The following is a 1,386-nucleotide window of genomic DNA, read 5'->3' as shown; positions in this document are numbered from 1 at the left end:
TTTCTGGAAATATTACTCAACGCGCTCGTAATAACCGCAGGCTTTATCTACTCCTGGCTCAAATCAAGCACTCTCCAAAAATATTGTGATGCTCTCTTATTACGCACGCCATTTTTTGGTAATCTATTTAGGCTCGCAACACTCAGTCATTGGTGTCGAACCCTAGGGCATTTGCTGGAAACTGGTTTAGCACTTCCAGATGCTCTGAGAGTCACCGCACAATCTTCAAATCATTGGGTGAGCCATGACTTTAGTGCCGAGATATTTAAACACCTCACTCGTGGCTGGCCATTGGGGGAATCGCTCAAAAGAGCAGACCCTAAATCACGACTTCTAGATCTAGAGACATTGCTACTACTTCATATCGGAGCTGAAAGTGGCGCATTAGCCGAGATGCTTAATAAGCGTGCCACTTCATTAGGAGCTCAGCTGAGTAGCCAACTCAATGCACTCAGCCAAAGCTTAGAACCAGCGCTCATTCTTTTTGTTGGCGCCATTATTGGCAGTCTGGTCATAATCCTGTATCTACCCATCTTTAATTTAGGGCAAATTATTTAGTGGATCCCATGGTAAGCATCTGGATAGTCAAATCCCTACTAGTACTGGCTTTACTTTACTTGGCCTATATCGATTGGCGCACCTTTTGCCTCCCGAATGCCATTACCTTTCCCTTAATTTTTTTAGGTATTACTTTTAACTTAATCTCAGACCTTCGTCTGACTACCGTAAGCTCGGCATTAATCGGAGCACTTCTAGGATATACCTCACTTTGGGCTTTAAATGCTGGCTATCGTCTTCTGAAAAACCGCAATGGAATTGGTATGGGTGATGCCAAACTCTTGGCAGCGCTGGGTGCCTGGTTGGGCTGGGGTGCTCTGCCTAGCATTCTTTTTATTGCCTCCGCCACTGGAATTGTCGGCGGCCTCGTCTGGCTTCAGTTACGCGGACACCAGTTGCAGCAAGCCTTTCCTTTTGGCCCTTTTTTAGTTATTGCTGGCATCATTGAGCTGTTATGGCCTCAACTCATTCCAACTTTCATTCTGCCCAAGCTGATTTAAAAGTCTTGAAGGGGGAAATCCCTTTCATTGGCTTAACCGGCGGCATTGGTTCTGGCAAGACGGCGGTGAGCGATTTGCTAGGTAAGCTTGGGGCCGGGGTGATTGATACAGACTTGATTTCCCATCAAATTACTGCACCCGGCGGAAAAGCGATTCCATTGATTACCAAAGAATTTGGGGCTGACTTCATAGACCCCCAGGGAGCCCTGGATCGACCCAAAATGCGGGTCCTAGTCTTTGCAGATTCAAATGCCCGTCAAGCTTTGGAGAAAATAACCCACCCCTTAATTCAGCAAGAAACCGCCAAACAAGCATTTGAGTTGGCCAA

3 protein-coding genes are annotated in these 1,386 nt (G+C 46.5%); all 3 read left to right on the top strand.

The genetic code is table 11. The annotated features are described in order from the left end of the window. Positions 1-558, top strand: a 558-nt coding sequence (locus tag B7Y67_RS18165; RefSeq protein ID WP_293599833.1) for a type II secretion system F family protein, incomplete at its 5' end; no start/stop codon positions are given. Positions 559-566: 8 nt separating this feature from the next. Next, on the top strand, positions 567-1,058 hold the full coding sequence (locus B7Y67_RS18160) for an A24 family peptidase (RefSeq protein ID WP_293599832.1): 492 nt from the start codon (positions 567-569) through the stop codon (positions 1,056-1,058). A 17-nt stretch (positions 1,059-1,075) separates the two neighbouring features. Then, the coding region (gene coaE, locus B7Y67_RS18155; protein ID WP_293599834.1) for a dephospho-CoA kinase at positions 1,076-1,386 on the top strand (311 nt) is incomplete at its 3' end.

It is taken from the genome of Polynucleobacter sp. 35-46-11 (genome assembly GCF_002281105.1).
The sequence above is the reverse complement of the archived record's forward strand: the minus strand, read 5'-3'. Positions and strand labels throughout refer to the sequence as shown.